This window comes from Xanthomonas cissicola, assembly GCF_008801575.1.
In the GTDB taxonomy this organism is placed as follows: domain Bacteria; phylum Pseudomonadota; class Gammaproteobacteria; order Xanthomonadales; family Xanthomonadaceae; genus Xanthomonas; species Xanthomonas cissicola.
In genome coordinates, this window is the sequence record NZ_VZPL01000105.1 from 1 (window position 1) to 8,044 (window position 8,044).

At 59.5% G+C, this 8,044-nt stretch carries 12 protein-coding genes and 1 pseudogene; 3 read left to right on the top strand and 10 right to left on the bottom strand.

The window, feature by feature from the left end; genetic code table 11:
• Nucleotides 1–216 (top strand): annotated as a pseudogene (locus tag F7R02_RS26720) (hypothetical protein); the annotation flags it as partial.
• 56 nt (nucleotides 217–272) lie between these two features.
• Here F7R02_RS26720 and F7R02_RS22975 read toward each other — a convergent pair.
• The 6 genes from F7R02_RS22975 to F7R02_RS22995 form a co-directional block, all read right to left on the bottom strand.
• Nucleotides 273–515 carry a type I toxin-antitoxin system ptaRNA1 family toxin gene (locus tag F7R02_RS22975; protein WP_033971862.1) on the bottom strand — a complete coding sequence of 81 codons (243 nt, stop codon included), beginning with the start codon at nucleotides 513–515 and terminating at the stop codon, nucleotides 273–275.
• Between the two features lie 68 nt (nucleotides 516–583).
• On the bottom strand, nucleotides 584–2,053 hold the full coding sequence (trbL, locus tag F7R02_RS22980) for a P-type conjugative transfer protein TrbL (RefSeq protein WP_078589628.1): 1,470 nt from the start codon (nucleotides 2,051–2,053) through the stop codon (nucleotides 584–586).
• Between the two features lies 1 nt (nucleotide 2,054).
• Nucleotides 2,055–2,213, bottom strand: a complete 159-nt coding sequence (locus F7R02_RS26540; RefSeq protein WP_153562500.1) for a hypothetical protein — start codon at nucleotides 2,211–2,213, stop codon at nucleotides 2,055–2,057.
• A 10-nt stretch (nucleotides 2,214–2,223) separates the two neighbouring features.
• Nucleotides 2,224–3,000, bottom strand: a complete 777-nt coding sequence (trbJ, locus tag F7R02_RS22985; RefSeq protein WP_425478531.1) for a P-type conjugative transfer protein TrbJ — start codon at nucleotides 2,998–3,000, stop codon at nucleotides 2,224–2,226.
• A 150-nt stretch (nucleotides 3,001–3,150) separates the two neighbouring features.
• Nucleotides 3,151–3,570, bottom strand: coding sequence for a type II toxin-antitoxin system VapC family toxin (locus F7R02_RS22990; RefSeq protein WP_078589629.1), 420 nt, complete (start codon nucleotides 3,568–3,570; stop codon nucleotides 3,151–3,153).
• Nucleotides 3,567–3,821, bottom strand: a complete 255-nt coding sequence (locus F7R02_RS22995; protein ID WP_023114648.1) for a FitA-like ribbon-helix-helix domain-containing protein — start codon at nucleotides 3,819–3,821, stop codon at nucleotides 3,567–3,569. Before F7R02_RS22995 ends, F7R02_RS22990 begins: the two co-directional genes overlap by 4 nt.
• Before the next feature lie 284 nt (nucleotides 3,822–4,105).
• On the opposite strand from F7R02_RS22995, the gene F7R02_RS27270 reads away from it, so the two are divergent.
• The gene (locus F7R02_RS27270; RefSeq protein WP_268874979.1) at nucleotides 4,106–4,237 is read left to right on the top strand and encodes a hypothetical protein; all 132 of its coding nucleotides are present in this window, start codon (nucleotides 4,106–4,108) and stop codon (nucleotides 4,235–4,237) included.
• 697 nt (nucleotides 4,238–4,934) lie between these two features.
• On the opposite strand, the gene F7R02_RS23000 is transcribed toward F7R02_RS27270, so the two are convergent.
• From F7R02_RS23000 to F7R02_RS23010, 3 genes are read right to left on the bottom strand one after another with little or no spacing between them, the layout of a single operon-like run.
• Entirely contained in the window at nucleotides 4,935–5,687 is a 753-nt protein-coding gene (locus F7R02_RS23000) for an ABC transporter ATPase (RefSeq protein WP_075041566.1), read from the bottom strand.
• Nucleotides 5,674–6,552 (bottom strand): helicase RepA family protein, encoded by an 879-nt coding sequence (locus F7R02_RS23005; protein ID WP_078589630.1) that lies wholly within the window; start codon nucleotides 6,550–6,552, stop codon nucleotides 5,674–5,676. The genes F7R02_RS23000 and F7R02_RS23005 overlap by 14 nt, the downstream gene beginning before the upstream one ends.
• Before the next feature lie 2 nt (nucleotides 6,553–6,554).
• Nucleotides 6,555–6,779: a helix-turn-helix transcriptional regulator gene (locus F7R02_RS23010; protein WP_009363662.1), complete on the bottom strand. Its 225-nt coding sequence runs from the start codon at nucleotides 6,777–6,779 to the stop codon at nucleotides 6,555–6,557.
• A gap of 85 nt (nucleotides 6,780–6,864) precedes the next feature.
• On the opposite strand from F7R02_RS23010, the gene F7R02_RS23015 reads away from it, so the two are divergent.
• The gene (locus tag F7R02_RS23015; RefSeq protein WP_078589631.1) at nucleotides 6,865–7,866 is read left to right on the top strand and encodes a LuxR family transcriptional regulator; all 1,002 of its coding nucleotides are present in this window, start codon (nucleotides 6,865–6,867) and stop codon (nucleotides 7,864–7,866) included.
• Between the two features lie 51 nt (nucleotides 7,867–7,917).
• Here the strand turns inward: F7R02_RS23015 and F7R02_RS23020 are convergent.
• The coding region (locus F7R02_RS23020) for an integrase core domain-containing protein (protein ID WP_151210081.1) at nucleotides 7,918–8,044 on the bottom strand (127 nt) is incomplete at its 5' end.

Genomic DNA, 8,044 nt, shown 5'->3' on the forward strand with positions numbered 1-8,044 from the left:
GCTGCGCTGGATCGCCTTTTTGCGTGCCTGGTTGCAGGTGGTGCGGGAGCGTTCCTCAACGTGCTCAAGCACTATGCGGCTCGCAAACATGGCAATGGAGGTTTGACAGGGGTTTTTCAGGGACGACTAGATAAAGGCCAATACGAAGGGCAGGACCGGCAGGACAATCAACGCGGTCGGAATGAACACCGCCAGATAGCCGACAACGCCCACTGATCCTTCCTCGCGCGCAGCCGCAAAACTTTTCCGAAGGGTTCCCATGGCTCCTCCTGTCAGTTGTGGCCGTGAGGCTGATGCAAAGCGAGCTGAATAGCTGTCCTTGCCAGGGAGAAGTCCTCGCGCGTCGCAAGGCCCGTTTCCGCCTGGTAGAACAGCACCATGAACAGGTTGGCCGTCGCTTCGGCCAGCGGCCCCAGCTCGCGTGCGGCGTCCTGGTCCAGCCAGTCGATAGCGTTCAACTGCGCGGCCGCTTGCTGAACTGCATGAGAAAATTGATTAGGATTGGTGGTTGCCATGATTTCACCTCTGTATCAGGTGGGATTGTGGAAGTGTCGGCCGGCGTTGCATCGCCGGCCGACACGCTTTAGGTCGCCTCCGGTCGGTTCACGAACGCGGCCACTTCATCATTTCCGGCTGTTGCCGTCGCGTCGTCATTCGAGCCGGAAAGGGTGTTGCCATCGGTCGAGCTGCTGGCCGCCTTGATCGTCGCGGCGAGCTTGCCACCGGTTGTCTCTGCAATCCGGTTCTTGGCCGCGTCGGCCATGCTGCCGGCCTTCGCAGACGCCATCGAGCCGATGCCTTTGGCGAGGTTGGCGACCGCGCCTGTCGCAACCCGGCCCGCTTTCCCGGCCGCGCCAGAGAAGCCACCGCCGCCAGAGCTGCCGCGTGCGCCGGTGCTGCTGTGGCCTGCGGCCGCAGCCATTGGCGTTTCACCACTGCCCGAGACGCCACCACTACCACCGCCACCACCGCTAGCAGCACCGCCGCCAGCTTCGCCGCCGCCGCTACTCGCACCGGGCATATCACCGCCGTCGGCGGCCTTTGCGGCAGCCGACGCGGCCGCCATGACCGCCTGCGCACCACCGGCGGCCGACGCAGCCAGAGAGGCACCTCCGGACGCAGCAGCGGCAACGGCTTGCGCCGCCATGCCTGCGGTCGCCATGCCCGCACCAACGATTGCACCGGTGCTAAAGCTGCCGATGCCGGTAGCAGCAGCGCCACCAGGCACAAGGCCGGCGATGACATTGGGAACGGAATGGATCAGCAGCGTCAGTACCAAGGCGACGACAAACACAAGCAGCAGTTCACGCACCGGCGCGCCTTGTGAGAGGTTCGCGTAGTAGCTGTCCATGATGGATACGGCGATGCCGACCAAGAGCGTAATCGTTAGCAACTTCAAGCCAATGCCGAGCACCGATCGGAAGTAGTTGATGGCGATATCCGAGGTCCAACGGGCACCGCCGAAGCCCAGGACGAAAATGCCGGCGTAGGCGAGTATCCAGGCGTTCACCAGGGTGATGAGCACATTTGCCCCAACCACCGCCATGCAGGCCAAGATCGCGGCCGTGATGAGGAAGATCGACAGGTTGTCGATGGGGCTTAGAACGCTGTAGTTGTCGGCCGCCTTGACGACGATATCCCAACCGATATCTACGGTCCTGGAAGGCGTCAGCTCGCGCGCCTGACCGGATGCCTGCGCGGCCAGAGTGCGCATCGAGTTGATGATGTCCATTGCAAACTTTGGCCCGTTCCTCAACAGCCACCAGAAGAAGCCAGTGGTGATGGTGAAGCGGGCGAACTCCGCAAAGAACTCGCCCAAGTCGGCCTTGCGCAGCGCCATCATGCCGAAGGTCCAGACCATCGAAATCACAACGAGCGTCCAGAACAGCCAGCTCGCCGCGTCGGTGATCGTCCCAGCCCATGAGCTGCTGACTGCAAGGAAGCGGTCCGCCACCTCGTCCAGCAGCCCAGCCGGCTCAATCGCCGCGTTCGCGGCGGTCGATGCGAAAAGCAGCGGCAGCGATAGGCCGCCGTAGAAGAGTATCCGGCGCATATCAGTACTCCTTGCTCTTTCTGCGGTCAGTGGGCTTCCCCATGTCGTATGCCTGTTCGGCTGCCTTTTGCTGCTCGGGCGTGCGGCTATTCACGTCCTGCTTTTGATCGCACGCGGCCAGGAACAGGGGCGCCAATGCAACCAGAATGAACTTGCGCATGGTGCCCCCCTTAGTAGCTCTTGCTCTTACTGCGGTTGGTCTTTTCGCCCATGTCGAACGCCTTTTCGCGGGCGGCCTGTTCCTGGGCCTGGCGGTCGGCCTGCGCCTGCATCTGCGCACCGATGGCGTTCTGCTGTGCAATCAACAGGCCACGGATCTGCAGGAGCTGGTTGGCCTGCTGGCTGGCGAACTGGTTGGCGTACTGGATCGCTTCCATCTGCCCTTGCGCCGTACCCGCTTTCGATTGCAGGCGTTCGAGCTGGCGCGCGTCGGCGGCGAGGTTCCGCTGTTGTTGCTCCAGGCCCTTGAGCAGCGCGTCGTTGGCCTTTTTCTGCGATTCGGATGCCAGGCGGCGGTTCTCTTCCATCGCCTTGCGCTCGGCGTCCGTGCAACCGGAGGCCGTGAAGCATGGAGAGCTGCGGTAGTAGGACACGTCCTGGAACTTGCCCAGGTAGGCGTCGATGCTGCCCGCCTGGTTCTTGTAGTAGTTCAGAGTGTCCACGGCCTGCATCAGCCCATTGATGGTGGACTGCGCCTGGTCCCAGATGTACGCGGCCGGCGCAACGGTGTTTTGCAGCATGTTTTCGTACTGCTGCAACTGCGTCCGGTATTGCTCGATTTGCTTCTGGACCTGCGCCACCTGCTGAATCGCGGTGACAGTGGTTTGCGACAGGTTGGTGCCGTCGAGGACCGGGATGCCCGCGTGCGCAGGCATCGAGGCGACGCCAACAGTGAGGGCTATGGAGAAAGCGATTTTAGCCGCTAAAACGTGCTGCTTCATGGTCATTACCTCGCGATAAATGGCTGCCCCCTTGAGCAAGCGCGCTTGTTCAAGGGTTCATCGCGTAGCTGCGCCACGGAGCTACCGGTAATTGACCTGGGCGACACCGAAGCCCGGCCTTTTTGATCAGATCACGGTGTCAAGTAGTGATTGGATTTACTGATAGTTCCAAGGATTGATAACAGTAAGCCCAGCCGCTTCGAAAGGGCTGGTGTCGCGTGTTGCTACGATAAATCCCTTGGAGGCCGCAATAGCCCCAATATATCCGTCGGGTGTTGGAAAACCCTTCCCGGCTGTGCGGGCCTTCACCGCCAGCTCGGCATAATGGCGAGCTGCTTCGGTGTCGAACATCAGCACCCGCTCGCCGAACAGTTCGAGCAAGCCGTCCAGGGCTTCGCCAAGGCCTTTCTTACGTTTCCCGTTCGGTAGCGCGCCGATGCCGAACAGCAGTTCGGCCAGCGTCACGCTGGACAGGTAGAGGGTTTCCGCTACCTGCTCATTCAACCAAGCTCGCACGGCCGGGTTGGGTTCGGGCTTCATCGCCTCGGAGACGACATTCGTATCCAAGACAATCATTCAAACCTCATGGGTTCTGCCGGCACCTTGTCGCGCACCTGGTCCAACACTGCAAAATCATCGTTTGTCAGCCCTACGCGGCGGCCAAGCTCCGCCAGAGCGTCGCCCATGCGGATGCGCTTTTCCGACTTCACTGCACTTTCCAGAATCTCGCGCACCTCCGCCTCTGTACTGCGGCCATGCTCGGCGGCCCTTAAGCGCAGAGCGCGATGCACCTCATCGGGCACATTCCGCACTGTCAGGATTGCCATAGTCAAAACCTCATCTGTGACTTCATTGACTGCAATCTTACAAAATTGACAGCATAAAGGCAAGGACGGCCGCGCCCTTCTCTCTGGCGTTACCCGTCTTCGGCGGTAGCCGGCCAGCCTCGCAGAGCAGGATTCCCGTTGAGCACCGCCAGGTGCGAATAAGGGACAGTGAAGATAGATGACCGGCTCGCCGGTTAGCTAACTTCACCTATACTGCCCCGCTCACGCACCTGCAAACTCCAAGGAAAATAATGCAGTCCCTTCTGCATAAGGCGGTGTATTGCATGGAAATGACAGAAATCGCTGGTAAATGGGCTGAATACAGCGAAAGGCCGTGTTTTCAGGGCGATAAACTGCCATTTGCCAAGGTTCTACTGATTAAAAACAGGCAAATACAGGAACTTGCAAACATTTGACTGTCGCGACCTGCGACCGCGCAGCGAGGGCCGCCGCACCTGTCAAAGAACCATCAGACCCAAACGCAGAACGCCCGTTTTTCCCAGGTTTACCGGTCACACGTTCCTGGTTTGTGCCGTGTTCTTTGACACTTGAGGGGCGGCAAATTTAGCCGCTGAAATTCTGAGGTCGCCGCAAGGAGTTCCGCACTGGTCGAACCGCACTCATGTTCACGAAGCCGCAGACGTTTGGCAGCAAGGGCTAGGTAGTGATAATAAGAATATTATTCTTATTATTCTTACCGACTAAAGAGGCTGTTGGTCCAATCCGCTGCGTTCTTTCTCTGGCGATTGCAGAATCGAGTATCGGCCTGCGGCCGATGGTTGGACGCCAAGGATGGGGAGTGCCCCCCAGAGGGCCTATAGCAGCCGTAGCGGCGTTGTAAGTGCGATTCGGTGGCCCAAGGGTGAGACGAGCCCTAGAAGGCCATAGCGGTCGTCGTAGGCGGTCTGACGGCCACCCGCACTTTCCTTGGTGTTCAACCGTCGGCCCACGGCCGACTGGCAAGGCCAGGTCGCGCGTCAAGCGCGGGCTGTGCCGCGCAGGATCTGAATATCCTGAATATCCTGCTAACTCCGGGCGGGTGTGCGACGTTTCGGGCGCCTGTGCGACGCCATCGGGCGGGTGTGCGACGCTATCGGGCGGGTGTGCGACGCTTTAGGCGTCACCAGCACCTTTTTTCCTCACGCGGTCGCCATCCACAGTCAGGCCGAGCGCCTTCAATTCGTCGGCGTCTTCCCTCAGCCTGAATCGTGCATCGCGCATTGCCTTGCTTGGTACGGTGCCAGCAACGGCTACGATAACGGTGTCTACATACCAACCACCCGTCGGCTCGACTTTGTGGCTTAAGACGTGCCTTGCGACGGCCTGGCTGATGCCATGCTGTAGGCGAGCAATGGGGGCCGGGTCATAGTACAAACTCAAGTCATGTTCGAGCAGCATCACAAGCGCAACCCCAAGCCGCACCCTCCACAGATTCCGCTCTCTTCCCGTCAAAGGGTCAGGGCGTGTCATGGGTGAAGGGATAACGTGATCAATCAATCCGCCGATGATTGGGAAATCGAACTGGGGCGTCTCGATTGTGATCGTCGCAGCTCTCAGCTCGGCCAACAGCTTTTCGATCTGAGTAAAGCTGTACCGGCTGTCGGAAAGCGTTTTCCGCACGCGGGCTGGGTCTACGAGCAGCTCGACACCACCATCTGAAACATCACGCCGCCGTTCGGCGCAGTACAGAATCGCCTCAACAATATCGGCGTGCCGCTGACCTAACCTGCCGGTCACGCGACATCGACCAAAAGAGGTATCCATCCAGTCGCCTTCCCGCAACCGCGGGCGCTGGCTAGGTTGATAGAGCATTACTCGTGCCTGCGCGCTGGTACTGGTGGGGGTCACGGCATTACCACCGCTCATCGTCACTCCCGTTTACGACGTGCAGGACGTTCTCCTTCTTCACCTCCACCAGTTCCACCGGCACCAGGACGCCGCCATCGTGACGTTGGTACCATCGGTCGAGAGCGGTCGCGTCATAGTTCTGCTTGCTGACACCAAACCGGATAAAGAAGCCGCGTCGGTCGTTGCCGATGGGCCGTCGGTCATAGTCGCGGTCGCTCAAACGCTTCGCCTCGTCTTCACTCATCTTGGCGACGAAGCCACACCAGCGGGCATTGTCGATTAGAGCGGATGCGCCTCGCGCAGCCTGCTGCTGATCGGTTTGCCCTTCGCGGGCGCTGCCCTTGCTCACATGGTGTAAGTACAGAACTGATGCGCCGGTGCTGGCCGCGACGTGCTCAAGCGTGGCGACAAGCCTCGCCATGTCGCCGTTGCTGTTCTCGTCCTTGTCGTGAATTCGGCTCAGGGTATCCAGTACGATCAACCGAGCACCCGCGCAAAATTCAATGACACGGGCAAGGTGCCGATCATCCATCACGTTCAGGCGCTTGCCCATGATCGGCTCAAGGGTGAGGTTCTGCGCGATAGCTTCGCGTGCCTGCTGATTCAGGTGCAGGCCTATCGCATGAATTCGCCGTACCAACGCGACTTCCGGGTCTTCCCCTGCGAAATAGACCACGCGCCCAGCACGCTCAGGGGCGATCCCTACCAGGTCCCCACCAGCAACGGCGCACGCGATGGACATTGCAGCTTCCAATGCCCAAAAGCTCTTCCCCGTGGCTCCTGGGGCTACTAGCGCTCCCACGGTTCCTGCGAGAAAACCTGGCCATACAAAGTCGAGTAAAGGCGGCTCGTTGTCGAACGCGGCCCTTAAATCAATCGCCACGATTAAGCCCCCAATCCAGGGCGGCGAGCTTGGATACCCGACAACTTGCGGGCCTCGATCCACTCCTCAACGTCAGCCAAGTCCCACACGACATTTCGGCTGGTAAGCGCAATGCGGCGCGGGAATTCTCCCCGCTGCTCCAAGTTGTAAATCGTGCGCTCACACAGCGGGATCATGGCGAGTAGCTTCTTCTTATTGATGAGCGTTCTGTTTGTCGTTGCTTGCATGCATTGACCTCCGTCAGGCACTTTCGAATATGTGCCTGATCTTGCCTTGCAATGCGGGATTGCATCGACCTAATGATTGGCTAAAATGGTTGACATGAAAAATAAGTCGACCATAACAATATGGGACGGATGCGATCCCACTGTCTCGGAAGCCATTGGTCAGCTTCAGGATCGCTGGCACCCGTACTCCAAGTATTCGAAGCGCTATCCCATCGTTCGGCTGATACAGGAGCTGATCGATCCCGCCGTGGCCGCGTACACGACGACGCTGCCACAACGCTACTTGGGTCACGTCCCTGGCGCAGGAACAGGGGTGAGCCTCAGCGGAATCATTCGGTTGGTGGGGCTTGACGCGATGGTTCGTGTGCAGCGTCAGTTGCTGCGCCAGTTCGTCAAAACTGCGGACAGACAATCTGCGAGGGACCAGCGGTTTGTGGCGACGTTGGAAACATTGATTGAGCTGGTGGAGGACTGCGCCTGCAAACGGCCGGCAAAGTCCCGAGTGCGCGCCACACGTCTGAATGGCGAGCGCCGCCAGGGTTTTTGCCGGTTCTGCGGATCACTTACCGAACTCACTTTGTACGCTGACGGGAGCGACACCCCGAAGGCCAACGATCCAGAGGAAGAGCTTCGGCTGAGCAGCCAATACTGCCTGGATCATCGGCCCAGATTGCCGAGTGGCGCGTGGAACCCAGCCTACCGGCAAGCGAGGCGATCAGTCGCTCAGTTCGATCTCGAATTGGCCAGGCTTAACCGGCAATGCGCGAAGCGATCCACGCCCCATGCCGCTGCATCCGGTGACCCGCTGGTAGATGACTACTTTTTTCACTACATGCTAGGTCGGACCTTACAGCCTGCCGACATAGCTGAGCTGCGCAACCTGGCGCGTCTGATGGTGGACTCCAAGCTGTCAGACACCAAGAAGAGAATACTGATGCTCCAGCATTCGGGACTCAATCAATCGGAAATTGCAGAACAGCTTCTAGGCAAGGGCCAACGGCCACTGACGCGCCAAGCAGTATCTAAGACAATTGCCTCTATCCCCAAGAGCTTTAACCTGAAACAGCCGAAGCGCTCTGGCCGGTGACCACCGCTCGGCCAGGCCCCGACGTCCCCCCACCCTGAGTAGTGGTTTGGTTTAGAGTCCGGGGGTAATGATATCGGTGTTTGCCAGATGTTGGGCATAAGCAGCCGGGGTCATGCCGCCGATCGCCTTCTTGGGTCGGTCCTCGTTGTATTCGCGTCGCCAGCGTTCGATTTCGGTG